This window comes from Pontiella sp. (assembly GCF_041622395.1).
Classification (GTDB): domain Bacteria; phylum Verrucomicrobiota; class Kiritimatiellia; order Kiritimatiellales; family Pontiellaceae; genus Pontiella.
Genome location: NZ_JBFJYW010000033.1, coordinates 1 through 18,037 on the forward strand (window position 1 = coordinate 1; position 18,037 = coordinate 18,037).

Here is an 18,037-nt window from a genome sequence, read left to right on the forward strand (position 1 = left end):
TCCAAGGAGTAGTCAATGAGTGAATATGCGCAGATTCCCATGCAGTTTGTCGGTCCGGTGAAGGTGTCGGGGAACACCATCGAAGGCGAGTTCGAGGTGCCGCTGGCGACCTATGAAACGCCGCTGTGGCCCTCGGTCAATCGCGGAGCCCGCGTTTCGATGAACTGCGCCGGCGGCATCAAGTGCACCGTGGTAGACGACCGCATGACCCGCTCCGTCCTGTTCGAGGCGCCGGATGCCGGCGCCGCCCTTATCGCGCTGGAAAAAATCAAGCAGGCCCGCGCCGAGCTGGAGCACGTGGTTGCCGGCACCAGCCGTTTTGCCAAGCTGATCGACCTCCATTCCCAGATCGCCGGCAACCTGCTCTTTATCCGCTTCGAGTTCACCACGGGCGATGCCTCCGGCCATAACATGTGCACCCAGGCCGCCGAGGCGCTGATGAACCACCTGCTCGGAAAGCATCCCGATCTGCAATACGGGTCCATCTCCGGAAACTATTGCTCCGATAAAAAGGCCACCGCCGTTAACGGCATCCTCGGCCGCGGAAAATACGTCGTCGCCGAACTGCTCATTCCCGGCAAATTCGTCCGCCGCTATCTCAAGAGCACGCCCGAAAAGATCGTGCAGCTCAACATCCGCAAGAACCTGATCGGCACCATGCTGGCCGGCGGCTCGCGCAGTGCCAACGCCCACTTTGCCAACATGCTGCTCGGCTTCTATCTCGCCACCGGGCAGGACGCCGCCAACATCGTCGAAGGTTCCCAGGGCCTTACCATGGCCGAGGTGCGCGGCGACGATCTCTATTTCGCCGTCACGCTGCCCAACCTCATCATGGGCACCGTCGGCAACGGCAAAGGCCTCGATTTCGTTCTCGAAAACATGCGCCGCATGGGGCTCGATGCCGATCGCGAACCCGGCGAAAACTCCAAGCGCCTCGCCTGCCTCTGCGCCGCGCAGGTGCTCTGCGGCGAACTCTCCCTGCTCGCCGCCCAGACCAACCCCGGCGAACTCATGGACGCCCACCGCCGCATCGAACGCAAATAAACGGGAAAGAACCGTTCTGCGGTTGCGGCTTTGTTTCTGTTTCCGTGTTTGGTGAAGAGTTTGTGAAAACGGGTTGCCGTCGACGGTGGGTTTTGCCAGCATGGCGCCATGAGCAAGTTGATCTGGATTGGGCTATTGGTTGGCGTCTCCTGTTTGGCGGCACCGGAGCATGTGGAGCGGCATGCCGTACAGCTGGTAACGGTGCTGCGTCAAGCGGACGATGCCTATTACAACGCCGGCGAGCCCATCATGGGCAATGCCGCCTACGATACGCTGCGCAGCCAATACGATGCGTTGGTTGCCGCCTATCCGGAGTTGCCGGATCGATTGACGGTCGGGGCCGATCTCCCGGATGACGCGCAGCGCGTTGAGCACACCAAACCCGTTTTGAGTTTGAAAAAGGCGTATGCCGATGCGGAGGTGGCGGCATTTCTGGAAACGTGCGGCGCGGAGCGGGCGTATTGCGTGGAGCCCAAACTCGATGGGCTGACGATTGTGTTGCGCTATCGCAACGGGTTGTTGGTGCAGGCCCTCACGCGGGGCGATGGCCAAAGCGGGTTGGAGGTCACCGCTGCGATCGTGGCGGCGGGCTGCGTGCCGGTGTCGCTGAAGAATGCGCCGGAAACATTGGAGCTGCGCGGCGAGCTGCTGCTGTCGTTTGCCGCCTTCAATGCGCTGAACGACCGGCGGCGCGGCGAGGGGTTGGCGCCGTTTAAGCATCCGCGCAATACGGCCGCCGGCACGCTGCGGTTGAAGGACTATGCCGAAATCGCCCGCCGCGGTTTGGCGCTGCGAATCTTCGAAGTCATCGAAACCGAATCCCCGCCGGTGAGCCATTCGGACGCGCTGGCCATGGTGTCGGCGCTCGGATTGCCGACCGTTGACTGCCGGGTGGTTTCCGGGGGCGAGGTGTTGCCCGCCGTCGAACGGATGTACCGCGCAGGGTTGGACGCTGCGTTCCCGACGGACGGCGTCGTGATTCGGCTCGATGAGCGGGCCGCGTTTGAACGGCTGGGGGCGACGGCGAAATATCCGCGCGGCGCCCTTGCGCGCAAATACCGCGCGGCATCGGTGGAGTCGACCTTGCTGCGCGTGGAGTGGACGCGCGGCGAAACCGGCCGCCTGACGCCGGTTGCCCATTTCGAACCGGTCGAGCAGGGCGGGGCCACCCTGCAATGCGCCAGCCTGCATAGCCTGGATCATCTGCGCGCGCTCGACCTGATGATCGGCGACCGGATCCAGGTGGTTCGCGCCGGAGGCTCCGTGCCGGAAATCATCGGCCGCAGCCCCGCCCCGCGCACGGGACGCGAAACGCCCATTCCGCCCCCGGAAAAATAGTGCCCTGAACCTCCTCGGCAAACCAGGGCGACGCCGCCGAGATCCTGTGGGGACCGCCGCAGAAAATCGGGAAGGGGCTCGCGGCACGCGACAACGAATCCGGTGGCTGGTTTCCCTAGGTTTCGCCCATCCCGTTGAGCCGGCGGGCCATGCGGGAGGCATATTGGTCGGTCATGCCGGAAATGTAGTCGGTGACTTTCAGCAGGGAGGGGTAGAGCGCGTCGCCGTATTGCGGGGCCTCGAATTTCATCAGCGCCATCACCTGTTCGCATCGGTAGGATACCGCTTTGTTTTCGATCCGCTCGCGCGTGGCGGCGCAGAAGAGTCCGAGCAGGTCGCCGATGAGCCGATAGCCGCCGAGTTGGAGTTCCATTTTACGGTGGTCGGTATAGACCCGTTTCCGCGCCAGGTTCACCGCCGCGTCCAGCGGGCCGCTGACCGCTTCCGGGCAGAGGCCGATCAGGCCGCTCTTGAAATGGGTGTTTCCCGCGAGCAACTTTTTTTCGTTCGCCGCGAAGGCGTCGGCAACCGCGTGGACGGCTTTGGCGATGGCCCGGGCGCGGAGAAAGGAGAGTTGGTTGCGCTCGCTCAATTGGGGGTTCGCCTTTTCGCCGCCAATGGCCTCGAGCGCATCGCGGACGAGGGCGAAGGAGAGCAGGCCGATCTCGGCGGCATCCTCCAGGTCGATGATCCGGTAGCAGATGTCGTCCGCGGCCTCGGCGAGGAATGCGAGGGGGTGGCGACAATAGCGGCCGTCTTCATCCGTTGGCAATCCGGTGGCGGTTGCCACCGCTTCCAGCAGATGCCGCTCGGCCTGGAACGCGCCGAACTTTTTCTTTTCGCCCGCATGGGGGCTCGTCCAGGGATATTTCATCAGCGCGGCCAGCGTGGCGTGCGTGAGCCGCATGCCGCCTTGGCCGGGGTTGTGTTCGACGTTCGTCAGCAGGCGAAAACCTTGGGCATTCCCCTCGAAGCAACGGAAGTCGAGCTGCTCGCGGTCCGACAGCCCTTCGAGCAGGTGCGCGTTTTGTTCGGCGCTGAACCACTGCTGAATCGCATCCTCGCCCGCATGGCCGAAGGGCGGGTTGCCGATGTCGTGCGCCAGACAGGCGGCCTGCAGGATCTGGCTCAGATCGGTGGGGTCGATGCCTTCGAGTTTTTCGCCCACCGCCATGCCGAGGCTACGCCCGACGATCGAGACCTCCAGGCTGTGGGTGAGCCGCGAGTGCACATGGTCGTTTCGCGATAGCGGGTGGACCTGGGTCTTGTCGCTCAGTCGCCGAAACGGATGGCTGAACGCAATCCGATCGTAGTCGCGGTGAAAGCCGGAGCGTCCGGCTTGCGGTTCCGTGCGCGGGGCGAGCAGGCGCTGTTCATCAAGCAGTTGTTTCCAGTTCATGGGTGGTGTCATGCGGCGTCTTCCTTCGAGGGTCGGTGAAAGCGGGGATCATGGCGATGAACGTATGCGAGGGCAAGACCGCACTGGGTTTGAGCCGGTCCCCGGCAGGGGGGCGTTGGCGGATGGTCTGCATGCAAACCGTTTCCTAACCCCGCGCTTGCCGAATCTTCATGGAACCCCAACCGCATCCATAGCGACGCCTAATGTTTTCCTAATGGGCCATCCGCCTAATGGGGCACGTCGAAGGGGACAACCCTGCTGGAACGAAATGTATTTTAACGAACCCACCACTTTGACGTTTCAGCGGGATTGGCCGGAAACCGGGCGGATAAAAAGTTAAGGCCTCCGGTTCCACCCCGACGGCACTGGGTTGCCAACAGCAACAATGCGGGCGACCGCAGCCAAAAGAACGTTAGTCATCATTAAAGGAGAAAGCTAATGAAGAAACATTTCATCATCGCCACCGCCCTGCTCGGCGCCGGTATCGCCGCGCAGGCGGCGAACGTCGATGTGACGTCGGATATCGCGACGTCCACGACCTGGACGAAGGACAATGTATACAACCTGACCAAGCAGATCTATGTTCGCGCCGGAGCCACCCTCACGATTCAGGAGGGGACGCTGGTTCAGAGCACGACCGGCGTCGGCGGGTCGCTCGCGGTTTCCCGCGGCGCCAAGATCTACGTCAACGGTACGAAAGACGAACCGGTCATCATGACGTCCACGTCGGACACGCTGACGGAGTGGCACGAGGGCTGCAACGAATGGGGCAACCTGACGCTCATGGGGCGGGGGTTGATCGGCGCTTCGTCCGATAGCGTGCGCGACCGCGGCACCAACACCAAGACGCCGACGGGGTTGAACGTCGTGCAGATGGAAGGCTTGACCGACGACAGCGTCAACGACACCTATTACGGCGGCAACGACGACAACGACGACAGCGGTTCGATCAGCTACCTTTCCCTGCGCTACGGCGGCAAGGTGGTCGGTTTGGCCAACGAGCTGAATGGTCTTTCGCTCGGCGCGATCGGCCGCGAAACGGACATCCACCACGTTGAAATCATGAACAACGTCGACGATGGCATCGAAATCTGGGGCGGCACGGTCAACCTCAAGTACCTGAACATCTGGAACGTCGGCGACGACAGCCTGGACATCGACCAAGGGTACCGCGGCAAGATCCAGTTCGGTCTGATCGTACAGGGCTACTCGACGGATGACAGCCAGGGTTCCGGCCTCGGCGACAACTGCATCGAGATCGACGGAGCCGAAGATTCCGACGCGCAACCGGTGACCACCACCAAGATCGCCAACTTCACCGTGATCGGCAACTACCTCTCCGGCGACGGCGCAACGACCTGGCGCGACAACGCCCGCGTGCAGTACCACAACTGCATCTTCGCGGACATCGGGGAAGAGGCCGTTCGCTACGACAACACCGACGGCGACGGCGCGCAGGGTTACGGCTACAACGGTACGCTCTCGTGGGCCGATACCTGGACGACGGCCTACACCAACTATTCCGCCGTAAACTGGGTCTCCGACATCTATGCCGACCAGGCCGATTGCTACCCGGTCCAGACTTCCGGCTACCTGGCCGAAATGAAGGGGTGCCTCTTCAACTACTGCAACGAGAGCGACAGCGGCGACCAGATCCTCGCCCTGGGCATCGTCAACGGTTCCGCCGGCGCCTGGGAAAGCAACCCGGCCCTCGACAACATTGTCACCACCGCCGATCCGATCGTCGGTTTCGAACGCGGGCCAACCGTTACCCGCGGCGGTAAGAGCGTTGCCTTGGTGACCAACATCAACCCCTGCGCCCAGAACGAAGCCCTGAGCGTCGCCAATCCCGAAGCCAGCGATGGTTTCTTCGTGAATGCCCCGTTCCGCGGCGCCTTTTCCTCCAGCTACAACTGGCTGGCCGGGTGGACCTCCGTCGACCAATACGGCATGACCGAAACCGGCATGAACGGCGCTGCGCCAGCGGCCAGCATCGCGAGCGGCGTCGTGGTTTCCTTCCCGTCCGAGTTCGGCGTCGAATACGAAATCCAAGGGGCCGACAGCGCCGATGGCGATTGGTCCTACGTGGCGTCGGTCGTGGGCGACGGTTCCTATATCCAGTATGGAGATGCCGACCTGCAGGCGTCCGGGTTTTACCGGGTGGTTGTGAAGTAATCCGGCACGATCCGTATGAACGATTCCGGTGGCAGGGAACGCCCTGCCACCGTTTTTTGCCCTCGGTTTTTATAGGTGTAACAGGTTGGAATTCGATGCGATTAATTAAAACGACGTTATGGATGTGTTTGCCCGTCTTGCTGGCGGGCGGGTGTGTGGAGAAGAGCGAGTCCCCGGCCACGGTGGCGGATCGGCCCATCGCGGCCTTTCGGACCGAGCTGCTGGAGGCCGCGTTTGAATGTGCAACGGCGATTCCGCTGGCGCCCCACGTCAAGGATCGGGCGCGTTTCCAGCAGCAGGCCTTCGAGGTGGCGCTGGAGCTCGGCCAACCGGCGCGTGCACTGGCGTTTGCCGGGCAAATCCCGAACTGGCGCCAAGGCTTGGCTTACGCAAACTATGCCTACTATTGCGCGGAACGCGGCGTGACCAACCGCGTCGGCGACTATCTGGCCTTGGCCGACGCCGCCGCCCGCACGGCGGAGCAGGACTGGCGCCGCGAGCGCGTGGCCGTCCGCATGGCCCAAACCTGGGAGCTGATCGGCCGCAACGATGAAGCCGCCTTCCTCGGCAAGGCCTTGAACGAATCGGAACGGGCCCAAGCCGAGTTGATGAATACCCGGCATTGCGCCGAAGACGAATTCGACGGTTTCGCCGCCAAGCTCGATGGCCAGCTGGCCATCGGCGGACTGGATGTGCTCCGGGGCGCGCTCTCGGCCTATGCCGCGCTTTACGAACGGTTTTACGAAAACGCCGGCCGCCGCGCAATGATCGAGGAAAAGATCGCCGGCGGCTGGAGCAAGCTCCCCGTCATCGACCGGATCGATGTGTTGGAAAAGCTGGCTGAAGTCGCCTTGCAAAAAGAGGACCGGGAAAACGCCGTCCGGTTGGTCGAACAGGTGGCCGGACTCATCGCGGGCGCGGAATGGCCCGCCGAATACCACGCCCCGCTGTTGGCCCGGTTGGCCACGCTCCGCATCGAATGCGGACAAACCGAAACCGCGCTGGTTGAGCTCCGGCAAGCCCGCGATGTTTTCAACCGCGGCAAACGGGAGATTATCGATATTTACCGGACCGAGGCGTTGATTCCCGTGGCCGAGGCCTATGCCTTGGCGGGCGATTCGACCGAGGCCCGCGCAATCTATGCACTGGCGGTCGAGGAAGCCGTCGTGAATGCAAATGCCCGCCCCCGGGCCGAGGACCTCTGCCAAATTTGCCTGTCCATGGCGAAGAGCCAAACCGAACCGACCGACGCGCTCTGGACGCGCATCGGGCGAATCAAAGACGAGTTGGGGGCTCCGTGGTGAGGAACCGTTTTAACGTTTCGTTGGTGGTTGGCGGTTGCCTGTGGGGGCTGGCGGCGGGGGCGCAGCTGGGCGGTATTCGCGGAATGGCCCTGGATGCCGACTTCGAGGTGCCGCTGCCCGGCGTGAAGGTGCGTATTTCGGAAACGGGGCAGGAAACCCAGACGGGGGATGCCGGAAGCTTCTTCTTCGAACAGGTCGAACCGGGATCCTATACCGTGTTGTTCAACAAGCCGGGCTATACCCGTTTCACCAAACCGGAAGTCGTGGTGACGGCCGGGCGGCTCGCCGAAGTGGACGCTTCGCTGGCGGGCGAATACGAGGAGATGGACGAACTGGTCGTCCGCGACATCCAGTTGGGCGGCGCTTCGGAAATCGGCCTGCTCAACCTGCGCCTGGAGAGTTCCGCCATGATGGATTCCGTGGGGGCGGACCTCATGAGCCAGGCGGCGGCTTCCGACGCCGCACAGGCGTTGAGCCTGGTTCCGGGCACGACGGTGCAGGACGGCAAATACGCCGTGGTCCGCGGATTGCCCGATCGCTACGTCGTCTCCCTGCTCAACGGCGTGCGCCTGCCCACCGCCGATCCCGACAAACGCGCCGTGCAGCTCGACCAGTTTCCCGGCGCCTTGATCGAAAGCATCCAGGTTTCCAAAACCTTTACGCCCGACCAGCAGGGCGATGCCTCCGGCGGCGCGGTCAACGTGGTGCTCAAAAGCATGCCCGAAGAGCCGGTGTTGAGCTTCAAGGCGGGGGTCCAGTACAAAACGTCGATGCCCGCCGACGGGGAATTCCTGAGCTACGAGGGCGGAGGGCTCGATTTTTGGGGCACGCACGATGCCGGCGAGCGCGAACCGCAGGACGTAGGCTCCGCCTGGTCCGGAGCCATGGGCACGACGCGCGGCGCCGTGCCGGAAATGTACGATGGGTCGCTCACGGCGGGCGACCGGATCGAAGTGGCGGACGGAGTCCGGGCTTCCGCGCTTGGCAACTTTTATTACAAGACGGATGCGTCCTACATCGACCGCGCGACGGATGACAAGTGGTGGTTCAGGAACGGGGAAATGGTTCCCGTCCACTCCGGCGAGGATCCCTATGGCACCGGGGAGCTGAACGCATCGGGCACCGATTTCACCACCGCCCTGATGGATGTGGAGCAAAGCTCCGAAGAGGTCCAGTGGGGCGGTCTGGGCGCCGTCGGCCTCGAAACCGAAGACCACTCCCTGATGCTCTCCTATCTCTCCACGCATGTGGCCGAGAGCACGACCACCTTGGCCGAAGATACGCGCGGCAAGGCATTCTATGTGACCGCGCAGGTGGACGGATACGATCCGCTCGCCGCAACCTCCAGCGATGCCTACAACTCCGCCGCACCGTACCGGCGCAGCCAAACGCTGGAGTATGTCGAGCGCGACACCTCCTCGCTTCAACTCGGCGGCGAGCACGTGTTGCCGATTCCCGAGTTCGGCAAGCAAGAATTCTTCATGGTGCTTGCGCCCGAGCTGGACTGGAAGGTTTCGCGCAGCGATTCCGAACTCGATACGCCGGACAAGCGCATGTTTTCTTCCAAGTGGAACCCGGGATACGAGCAGGTGACCAGTCACCGCGGAACCGTCACCACCAACACGGTTCCTCCCGCCTATTATCAGGACAAACCACCGGTCAGCTATCTGGGGAATGCCCAGCGGATCTGGGAAAACGTCTATGAGCAAAGCCGGCAATATGCCTTCAACGGCCAGCTGCCGTTCAAGCAGTGGAGCGGCGACGAAGGCTTCTTGAAACTGGGCGTGTTCGCGGACAAGGTCGAGCGCTCCTATACCAAGGACTCGTATCAAAACCTTTCGGATGCCAACGACTCGTCCATCAACGCCGATTCGAGTTCAACGTTGAGCTGGGATGATTTTTGGACGGATGACTATCCCGGCGAAAACGATGCGATGTATGCGGCCGAGGTGGATGCCGACTATGACGGTACGCAGGAGATTTCGGCGTGGTACTACATGGTGGATGTCCCGCTGGCTTCGTTCCTCACGTTCGTCGGGGGCGCCCGCTTTGAAAAGACGGATTTGAGCGTCACCATTGTCGATCCCGAGGATGAGGTGTATTGGGTCAAGCCGGGCGAATACGGCCTCTCGCAGCTGCTGGAAGGGGAGGCCGACGTGGACTACCACCAGGACGATGTCCTGCCGTCGTTGGCTCTTGAGCTGCGGCCGCTCGATTCGATCACCCTGCGCGCGGCCTACGGCGAAACGGTGGCCCGCCAGACCTTCAAGGAGCTGACCCCCATCCAGCAGCAGGAATATCTCGGCGCCGACATCTTTATCGGCAACCCAACGCTGGAGATGAGCGCACTGGAAAACTACGATCTGCGTTTCGACTACGTTCCTTATCCGGGGGGATTGGTTTCCGCTTCATGGTTCATGAAGAAAATCGACAACCCGATCGAATACACGCAGCGCTATGTGGACAACGTCGGCTCCTACATTACGGCGGTCAACTATCCCTCCGGCGAGATGAGAGGATACGAAATCGAGTTCCGGCAGCAGCTCGGCCGGTTGTGGAGCCCGCTCGAAGGGCTGACGTTCGGGGCCAACGCCACGTTCATCGACTCCGAGGTCAGCCTGAGCAACGAGGATATCGCGGATCTGGGGGCGTATGCCGCGTCCACGCGCGACATGATGAACGCGCCGGAACATCTCTACAATCTCAACCTCACCTACGAGGTTCCGGCTCTGGGCACCAAGCTGGGGCTCTTCTACGTCGTGAAGGGCGATACGCTGGTTGCGGGGGAGAGCAACGATCTCGGCTATTATCCGTCGGTCTACGAAACCGAATACGAAACGCTCAATTTCACCGTGTCGCAGAACCTGGGCAAACGCCTTCGGCTCTCTTTCAAGGCCAAAAACCTGACCGATCCGGAAATCCGGGAAGTCTACCGTTCGGAATTCATCGGCGACGACACGGTGAAGAGCTCCTACACGAAAGGGATTTCCTATTCGATCGGCCTCGACGCCACGTGGTAACCGCCGATTAACAAACCGCTCATCGCCCCCAAACATTTCGACAATAGAAAGCTAGCCAGAGGTAAACATGAAAAAACGATTGATGATGATTTTCGCCGTTTCCGGCGCGGCGGCCTGCCTGGCGCAGGACACCGAACTCGAACGCGCCAAGGAGATGCTTTCGAAGTGGGTGGAAACCCGCAAGCTGATCTCCCAGGAAAAGGAGCAATGGGCGCTCGAGCGCGAAATGCTCGGCGACCGGATCGATCTCGTCCGCAGCGAGCGCGACTCGCTCCATTCCAAGATCCACGAAACGCAGTCGCTGATTACCGATGCCGATAAAAAGCGCGAGGACTTGGTGCAGGAAAACGATTCGCTCAAAAACGCATCGGCCACGCTCGTGAACCGGATCTTCACCTTGGAGCGCAACGTGCTGAAGTTGCTGCCGACCCTGCCGCAACCCGTGCAGGACCGCATGAAGCCGCTCAGCCAGCGCATCCCCAAAAGCCCAACGACCGACCTCTCGTTGTCGGAGCGTTACCAGAACGTGATCGGCATCGTCAACGAGTTGAACAAGAGCGCCAACGAAATCGCCGTCGTCAGCGAGGTGCGCGATCTGCCCGACGGCAGCACCGCCGAAGTGCAGACCCTCTATCTCGGTTTTGGCTGCGCCTACTACTGTACCGCCAAAGGCGATGTTGCCGGAATGGGCCGGCCCTCCGCAGACGGCTGGCGGTGGGAGCCCAACAACGCCCTTGCAAAACCGGTGGCCGACTCGATCGCGATTTTGAAAAACGAAAAGACGGCGGAGTTCATTTCGCTGCCCGTCCGGGTCGATTAACGACTTTTCGCAACCGCCTTTCCAAACCAACAGGATCTCCAGATGAACGATATAGGATTTTATTACACGCATCGGCGCAACCGTTTCGAGCGCGTCGTTGTCTTCACGCTCTGCGTACTTTGCCTTACCGCAATCTACGCGTTTGCCGGGCCCGCGCCCGAAATGGAGCAAAAGCTCGAAGCCGGCCTGCAGGAGTTGACCGGCGTCCGGCAGGCGATCGGCAAGGAAAAGCTGCCGATGGTCAAAGGCCTCAACGCCCTTGAGGACGAAGTGATGATTGTGCGCCAGGAGCACCAGAAGGTGATGCGCCAGCTCGACAGCCGCAATCTCGACCTCAACAACCTGCGCTCGGAAATCAAAACGCGCAAGGGCGAGAAAAGCTACATTTCCAACCTGCTCGGCGAATATATCCGCAACTTCGAGAGCCGCCTGCATATCGCCGAACTCGATCTGTATGGCGACGCGATCGAAGCCGCCGTGCTTGCGCCCGACAACACCAATCTTTCCGACGAGGAGATCTTCGTGCAGCAGACGGCGCTCGTCGAGGCTTCGATTCTGCGTTTGCAGAACGTTGTCGGCGGAACGGCTTTCGTCGGGCGCGCCGCCGGCGAAGACGGGATGGTCAAGGACGGGCAGTTCATCGTCGTTGGTCCGGTTGCGCTGTTTGCCGCCACCGACGGCTCCATGGCCGGAATCGCCGAGCAGCAACTCGGTTCGCTCGAACCGACCGTGATGCCGTTCGCGGACCCGGCCAACGCCGCCATGGTGGCCGCCACCGTCAAGCAGATGCAAGGCGATTTCCCATTCGACCCAAGCCTCGGCAACGCCCGCAAGATCGAGGAGACCAACGAAACCTTCAAGGAACATATCCGCAAAGGCGGCATGGTGGCCTATGTCATTCTCGGCATGTTCGTGCTCTGCGTCGCCGTCGCCCTCGTCAAATGGATCCAGCTCGCCCTCGTTCCCATGCCATCCGAAAAAGCCGTCCAGCCCGTTCTTCGCGCCATGCTGGTGAACGACTACCCGACGGCCGCCGCCGAAATCGGAAAGCTCAAAGGCCCGACCGCCGCCATGCTTGCCAGCGGCATCGACCATATCGCCGAGCCGAAAGAGCTCGTCGAAGAGGTGATGTACGAGGAGATGCTCACCACCCGCATGAGCGTCAACAGGCTGACGCCGTTCCTCGCGGTCTGCGCCTCGACCGCGCCGCTGATGGGGCTGCTCGGTACGGTGACCGGGATCATCAACACCTTCAAGCTCATCACCGTATTTGGCTCGGGCGATGTGAAGACGCTCTCGGGCGGGATATCCGAAGCGCTGATAACGACCGAGCTCGGTCTGGTGGTCGCCATTTCCGCGCTGGTGCTTTACGCCTTCCTTTCGCGCAAGGCCAAGAGCATTACCGACGGCATGGAGCAGGTCGCGATTCTCTTCATGAACCGGGCAACTCGAACCGTTGCCGGCTCCGGGGCGGTATCATGACACACGCCGCACGAATCCCGCGTCAGGCAACACATTGGAAGGAACGCGCATAATGGAAGCGACGCCCTCAATTTGGCAACAGGCCGTCGCGATCTGGGCTTCGGGCGGATGGGCGATGGTTGCCCTGGCGCTCGACGCATTCATCATCTTCTACATGGGGTCGGCCATCTTCTGGCGCATCCGGGCCAAGGGCTATCTCTACGTTACGGAAGGCAAGATGAAGACGTGGGTCAAGGATCCCGCCAAGGGCCGCGGCCCCGTCGGCAAGATGATCCGCTTCGTGATGGGCGCCACCAACCTGACGGAGATCGCGATTCGGTTCGACGAGTTGAACCAGACCGAGATTGCGCCGATCAACCGCGACCTGAAAGTGATGCAGGCCTGCGTCGGCATTGCGCCGCTGCTCGGGCTGCTCGGCACGGTGACGGGCATGCTCGCCACCTTCGCCGCGCTGGCGACGGGCTCCGGCGGCGACAAGACCATGGGCATGGTGGCCTCGGGCATTTCCGAGGCGCTGATCACCACCGAGACCGGGCTGTTGATTGCGCTGCCCGGCCTGATCTTCCAGTACAAGCTGGCCCGCGAGCATGCTCAATACAAGGCGTTTCTCGCCCACCTGCAAACCGTCTGCTCGCAACGTATTTACAAAGAAAACCAACCGGCGAAGGCGGCTTGAATGAAATCCTCCCTCACGTCTCACGCCTCACGCATTAAGGAGTAATTACCCATGGCTCGTTTTAGAAGCAACACCGACGACAGCGCCGAAGCAGCGGTCGATATTTCCCCGTTGATCGACTGCGTCTTTATTTTGCTGATCTTCTTCATCGTCACGACCACCTTCGTGGAAGAGACGGGCGTGGAGGTCGATAAACCGCAGGCGGCCTCCTCGGTCCAGCTGGAAAAGACCAGCATAATGCTGGCGATCACCGACCAGGGCCAGATCGTCTACGGCGGCCGCGAGATCGGCATGGCCGGGGTCCAGCCGCTGGTCAAGCGCATGATGCAGAAGGAAGAGGTTCCCGTCATCGTGCAGGCCGACCAAAACGTGCCGGCGGGCCTGATGGTCCGCGTGATCGACGAAGCCAAACTGGCCGGAGCCGCCAAGGTCAGCATCGCCACCCGCAAAAACCAGGGCTAGAACGTGATCCACTCATTCGTCAGATTCATGGTTCGGCAGGCCGCATTCGTGGGGCTGGGCCTGGCCTTGGCCTTTGCGTTCTTCATGCTGTTGCCGATCCTTCAGGTCATCACCAAGCCGCCGAGCAAAGACCTAACGATCCGGTCGGTCGATGCCGTGGTCGAGCCGCCGCCCCCGCCGCCTCCGATGGAGGAGCCGGACGAACCGGAACCGGAGGAGCAGCCTCCGCCGCCCCCGGCCATGGACGCGCAGCCGCTCGACCTTTCGCAGCTCGAGCTTGCCCTCAACCCGGGCGACGGCGGATTCGGCGGCGGCGACTTTTCGATTGATCTCGACGGCCTGACGGGCAATGCCGAAGAGGTGGACGCCATCTTCTCGCTGTCCGACCTCGACCAGAAGCCGCGCGTGGTCTACCAGCCCGCGCCGATCTATCCGCCGGAGCTGGCCCGCAAGAACATGCAGGGCACCGTCTATGTTTTGTTCATCGTCGACAAGACCGGTCGTACCCGCGACCTCAAGGTCCAGAAGTCGACCCATCCGGCCTTCAACAATCCCGCGCTCAAAGCCGTTAAACAGTGGAAGTTCGAGCCGGGCAAGCGCAAGGGCAAGCCCGTCCAGTTCCGGATGCGGGTGCCCATCACGTTCCAAAAATAGGACCCATTATGAAAACTAAACGAATCGATATTTCCGCTTCCCGTTTCGCGGGCGGGCACGGCGGCACGGCGGTTTGCCCGTTGTTCCGTCGCTCCGTCTCCACATTGGCAATGGGGTCGTTCCTGTTCGCCGGCGCCGCTTCCGCCAACGAAATGCTCGACCTGCTCGATGCGCTGCCGGGCGGAAAAACGGACCGCGGCCCCGCCCTCGCCGAGGTGGTCCACGCCGAAGCGGACATGTCGGCCATCGAAAAAAAATCGGTTGCCGGCCGGAACCCCGGAACGCTGCAGGACCTCTCCGTCTGGGACGACGAACGCTTCCAGAAAGCGTTTCTTGCGAGCTATGGCGCCAATGCCGAGATCGAGCCGCGCGTTTCGGCCGTCGAGCGCGAACAGCTGCAAAAGGTCATGGATATCATGTCGGAAGAAGACGACCTGCAAAAGGCCATGAAGCAGCTCCGGAAGGTCACCAAGGAATCCTCCTCCGCACTTTTCGATTTCACCATCGGCAACCTCTACTTCCAGCAGGACGAGCTGCCGGAGGCGCTGGGGTGGTACGACCGGGCGATCGCCAAATTCCCCACCTTCCGCCGCGCCTACAAGAATGCCGGGCTCATCCACGTTCGCAACGGCGATTTCGGGAAGGCGTTGCCGTTCCTGACCAAGGTCGTTGAACTGGGCGGGCACACCTCGATCGCCTATGGGTTGCTCGGCTTCGCCTACGGCTCCACGGAAAACCATCTCTGCGCCGAGTCGGCCTATCGCCAGGCGATTTTGCTCGATCCGGAAACGGTCGATTGGCAGCTCGGCCTCGCGCGCAGCTTTTTTAAACAGCAAAAATTCGGCGATGCCGCCGGGCTCTGCGAGACCCTGATTCAACGGCAGCCGGACAACGCCGAATTCTGGTTGCTGCAGGCCAATGCTTATCTTGGCCTCAAGCAACCGATGAAGGCCGCCGAGAACTATGAGTATGTCAACGCCATGGGCCAGGCCACCTCGGCCAGCATGACCATGCTGGCCGACATCTACATCAACGAAGCGCGTTGGGATATGGCGGCCGATGCCTACCTGCGCGCCTACGAACTCGATCGCGACAACAACCCCGCCACGCCGCTGCGCGCCGCCAAAATCCTGGCATCGCGCGGCTCGCTCGACCAATCCAAGCGCATGCTCAACCGCGTGGCCGAAAAGAAATCCGCGCTCGATCCCGCCGAGCTCAAGGAGTTGCTGAAGCTGCAGGCGCGCGTCGCCGTGGCCGAGGGCGGCGGCGCGGAGGCCGTCAAGATGCTCGAAGAGGTGGTCGAAGTCGATCCGCTCGACGGCGAGGCGCTCATCCTGTTGGCGCAACACTATGGCCGCAACGTTCCGGAAAAGGCGATCTTCTACTACGAGCGCGCCGCCAATATCGAAAGCCACGAAGCCGAGGCCAAGCTCTACCACGGCCAGTTGCTCGTGGGGCAGGCGAAGTATGGCGATGCGCTTCCGCTTCTGCGCCGCGCCTACGAGCTCAAACCCCGCCCCGACATCGAAGACTATGTCAAGCAGGTCGAGCGCATCGCCAAAACCCGCGGCTAACGCCGTAAAGCGCGGCCGCTCGAAGGGGAACCCTTCGCCATGCCGCGCTTCCGTGTTCGGTATTCGGGATTTCCATGAATTTGTTTTTGATCGACGGTATTGCTCCGTTTTTCCGGGGGTGCGACCAACCGGTCGTCAATTGGTCGAAAGTCCCGTTTTCGCACGTGGAAACGGATGGCCGGCTCGATCCGCTCCGCTGCGTCCGGATTCGGGCCGAGTTCGAAACCTTCTGCCGCAAGGCGGTCGCGGCGGGTTACAACGCCGTGACGCTCGATGATCTGGCCCATCTTTGCATCTTCGCGTTCTACGATGAGCGGCTGAAACAAAAGCTTTCCGCTTACCGCTGCTTTTTTGGCGAGTTGTTCGCGGTGGCGACCGCGGCCGGGCTTGTGCCCTACATTACGACCGACCTGCTTTTCTTCAACGAGGCGATCGACCGCCACCTCGCGAAAAGCGACGATGCACTGCGTACATTCGCCGCAGACGCCTGCCGGCAGCTGTTTGAAAAATTTCCGATGGTCGGCGGCATCATCGTCCGCATCGGCGAGGCCGACGGGCTGGACGTCGAGGGCGACTTCCGCAGCCGGTTGGCGATCCGCACGCCGCGGCAGGCGCGCAGAATGATCCAGGAGTTGTTGCCCGTGTTCGAGGAGTTCGATCGGCTGCTGATCTTCCGGACCTGGAGCGTCGGCGTCGGCAGGGTGGGCGACATCAGCTGGAATCCCGACACGTTCGATGCCGTCTTTGCCGGGCTCGAAAACGACCACTTCATCATTTCCATGAAGTATGGCCCGTCCGACTTCTTCCGCTATCTTCCGCTCAACCGGCTCTTTTTCCGGGGCGGTCACCGAAAGCTGGTCGAATTCCAGGCGCGGCGCGAATACGAGGGGTTCGGCGAGTACCCGTCGTTCATCGGCTGGGATTACGAAGCGATTCGCAATCAGCTCGTTGGCCAGCGCAGTATTGCGGGAATTTCCGTTTGGTGCCAGACGGGCGGATGGAGCGGATTCCGCCGTCTGACCTGGCTCGACGACAACGCCGTTTGGAACGAGATCAACGCGTTCGTCACCGTCCGCCTCTTTCGCGACGGCATCAGTGCCGACCAGGCCATCCAGCAATACTACCGCGAACATTTTCCCGATCCGCATTGGCGCCCGTTGCAGGAGTTGCTTCGGCTCTCCGACGAGGTCGTTAAGGAACTGCTCTACATCGAGGACTTTGCATCGCGCAGAATCTATTTCCGCCGCCTGCGCGTTCCGCCGCTCGTCACGGTTTACTGGCGGCACATCGTTGCCAACCATTTCATGCGGAAATTCATGCGTTGCTATGTCGCCGACGGCCGGCGCGTCGTCGAGGAGGGGTTCCGCGCGCTCGGTAAAATCAAGCGCATGGAGGTGTTGGCCAACCGGCTCGGTCTGCCCGTCGAGGATCTCCGGTTCCAGTACGACACCTTCAAGCTCGTCGCCACCGTCCGCGAATACTATTTCCTCGATTTTACCGACCAAATCGAAACGCGCTTGATCCGCATGAAGCATGAATACGAAGCGAAATACGACGAACCGCGCTACACCCTCATGCTCGATTTCTCGCGCTTCAAGTTGCGCCGCGCCCATCTGAAACTCATGCTCAAAATGATGTTCCGCGGCGAGCATGGATACCGCCTGTTCGACCGCATCGTCACCCTCAACCTGCTCGCAATCCTCTATCCGGTCTTGAAACGTTTCGGCCAAAAAGCCGTTCCCGATTTCGCCGCCGAATCCGCCATGGGCATCGACTCGATCTTTAAGTGAAGAAAATGTTCGTAGTCCCGCCTCTCGGCGGTCCGTACGAACAGGGTGGATGGCGTCGTGCTTCTCTGCGTACCTCCGTGGGTTTCCTCGGGATTGGAACTTAACTGCCGAGTAGCTTTGTGGGTGAAAACACCTGCAAATATTAGAAATGTAGAGAAAAGACCTGCAAGAAAGTGTGTTGACTTGGTTTAAGCAACTGGTCGGGGATTCTGGCGCCGGCGGAGTCGCGTATGTGCAGCTCAACAGCGAACCCACCGAATACGACACGGACCGCGACGGTATCGACGATGGGTATGAAA

The 18,037-nt window shown here is 61.5% G+C and carries 13 protein-coding genes; 12 read left to right on the forward strand and 1 reads right to left on the reverse strand.

Going from position 1 to position 18,037, the window contains the following annotated elements; all coding sequences use genetic code 11:
- The first annotated feature begins 15 nt into the window (after positions 1–15).
- Positions 16–1,044, forward strand: a complete 1,029-nt coding sequence (locus ABYO54_RS03335) for a hydroxymethylglutaryl-CoA reductase (protein WP_372806820.1) — start codon at positions 16–18, stop codon at positions 1,042–1,044.
- Between the two features lie 108 nt (positions 1,045–1,152).
- Complete coding sequence (locus ABYO54_RS03340) at positions 1,153–2,382, forward strand: hypothetical protein (RefSeq protein ID WP_372806821.1); 1,230 nt, start codon at positions 1,153–1,155, stop codon at positions 2,380–2,382.
- 115 nt (positions 2,383–2,497) lie between these two features.
- Here the strand turns inward: ABYO54_RS03340 and ABYO54_RS03345 are convergent, their stop codons facing one another.
- Positions 2,498–3,793, reverse strand: a complete 1,296-nt coding sequence (locus ABYO54_RS03345; protein ID WP_372806822.1) for a deoxyguanosinetriphosphate triphosphohydrolase — start codon at positions 3,791–3,793, stop codon at positions 2,498–2,500.
- Positions 3,794–4,219: 426 nt separating this feature from the next.
- On the opposite strand from ABYO54_RS03345, the gene ABYO54_RS03350 reads away from it, so the two are divergent.
- The 10 genes from ABYO54_RS03350 to ABYO54_RS03395 all read left to right on the forward strand — a co-directional run bounded on the left by ABYO54_RS03350 (position 4,220) and on the right by ABYO54_RS03395 (position 17,738).
- A complete protein-coding gene (locus ABYO54_RS03350) occupies positions 4,220–5,956 on the forward strand; it encodes a hypothetical protein (RefSeq protein ID WP_372806823.1) in 1,737 nt (578 codons plus the stop codon).
- Between the two features lie 122 nt (positions 5,957–6,078).
- Positions 6,079–7,260 carry a hypothetical protein gene (locus ABYO54_RS03355; RefSeq protein ID WP_372806824.1) on the forward strand — a complete coding sequence of 394 codons (1,182 nt, stop codon included), beginning with the start codon at positions 6,079–6,081 and terminating at the stop codon, positions 7,258–7,260.
- Positions 7,257–10,280: a TonB-dependent receptor domain-containing protein gene (locus ABYO54_RS03360; RefSeq protein WP_372806825.1), complete on the forward strand. Its 3,024-nt coding sequence runs from the start codon at positions 7,257–7,259 to the stop codon at positions 10,278–10,280. The genes ABYO54_RS03355 and ABYO54_RS03360 overlap by 4 nt, the downstream gene beginning before the upstream one ends.
- A 67-nt stretch (positions 10,281–10,347) precedes the next feature.
- Complete coding sequence (locus ABYO54_RS03365) at positions 10,348–11,100, forward strand: DUF3450 family protein (RefSeq protein WP_372806826.1); 753 nt, start codon at positions 10,348–10,350, stop codon at positions 11,098–11,100.
- Positions 11,101–11,142: 42 nt separating this feature from the next.
- Positions 11,143–12,582: a MotA/TolQ/ExbB proton channel family protein gene (locus ABYO54_RS03370; protein ID WP_372806827.1), complete on the forward strand. Its 1,440-nt coding sequence runs from the start codon at positions 11,143–11,145 to the stop codon at positions 12,580–12,582.
- 52 nt (positions 12,583–12,634) lie between these two features.
- On the forward strand, positions 12,635–13,258 hold the full coding sequence (locus tag ABYO54_RS03375) for a MotA/TolQ/ExbB proton channel family protein (RefSeq protein WP_372806828.1): 624 nt from the start codon (positions 12,635–12,637) through the stop codon (positions 13,256–13,258).
- 51 nt (positions 13,259–13,309) lie between these two features.
- The gene (locus tag ABYO54_RS03380; protein ID WP_372806829.1) at positions 13,310–13,720 is read left to right on the forward strand and encodes an ExbD/TolR family protein; all 411 of its coding nucleotides are present in this window, start codon (positions 13,310–13,312) and stop codon (positions 13,718–13,720) included.
- A 3-nt stretch (positions 13,721–13,723) separates the two neighbouring features.
- Complete coding sequence (locus ABYO54_RS03385) at positions 13,724–14,374, forward strand: energy transducer TonB (protein ID WP_372806830.1); 651 nt, start codon at positions 13,724–13,726, stop codon at positions 14,372–14,374.
- Between the two features lie 8 nt (positions 14,375–14,382).
- Positions 14,383–15,948: a tetratricopeptide repeat protein gene (locus ABYO54_RS03390; RefSeq protein WP_372806831.1), complete on the forward strand. Its 1,566-nt coding sequence runs from the start codon at positions 14,383–14,385 to the stop codon at positions 15,946–15,948.
- Positions 15,949–16,022: 74 nt separating this feature from the next.
- Positions 16,023–17,738 (forward strand): hypothetical protein, encoded by a 1,716-nt coding sequence (locus tag ABYO54_RS03395; protein ID WP_372806832.1) that lies wholly within the window; start codon positions 16,023–16,025, stop codon positions 17,736–17,738.
- Positions 17,739–18,037 lie beyond the last annotated feature (299 nt).